The 542-nt window shown below is 72.5% G+C and carries 1 protein-coding gene; it reads left to right on the top strand.

Annotated elements, in window-relative coordinates:
* Window positions 1–501: hypothetical protein (locus B7G66_RS18005; RefSeq protein ID WP_048859386.1), on the top strand; the 501-nt coding region annotated here is incomplete at its 5' end.
* Between the last annotated feature and the right edge of the window lie 41 nt (window positions 502–542).

The raw sequence follows: 542 nt of genomic DNA, 5'->3' as shown, positions 1-542 counted from the left end.
CGCGGGACCGGTGGAGGGAGTGGTGCGGAAGATGTCGCCGCCGCGTCGGGGGCCGCGTCGTCACCGGTATCCACATCCGCATTCACACCGCCCCCGGCATTGGCCGATGTCTCGCCCGATGCGGGGGTGGGCGTGCTGGCCGGGGCGCTGGCGGACGCGGCTACAGGTGCGCTCACGGGCTGCTTGGCGGGCGCACTGGCCGCAGATGCCGTCGGGGTCAGGATGCTGCGCGTTGCTGGCGCAGGCGCAAAAGCACCTGCCGCCACTGATGTCGAGGTCGGCGCGGCAGGCGTCGCGGACGGGATGGAACGCATCTCCAGCGATGCCGGGTCCGGCCGGGCAGGCCGCATCGCAAGCGCGGCCGGGTCCGGCACACCGGATTGCGGGCGCGATGTGATCGGGGCCGAGGGGGCGGGCGCAGCCGACACGGCAGGGGGTGGGGCAACCACGGGGGCGGAGGGGGCGGAGCGCATCGCAAGCGACGCCGGGTCCGGGGCATAAGAGCCCGATCCGAAAGTTTTTCAAGCTTGACAATGCCTTGC

The sequence above is a fragment of the Novacetimonas hansenii JCM 7643 genome (assembly GCF_000964405.1).
In the GTDB taxonomy this organism is placed as follows: Bacteria; Pseudomonadota; Alphaproteobacteria; order Acetobacterales; family Acetobacteraceae; genus Novacetimonas; species Novacetimonas hansenii.
The sequence above is the reverse complement of the archived record's forward strand: the minus strand, read 5'-3'. Positions and strand labels throughout refer to the sequence as shown.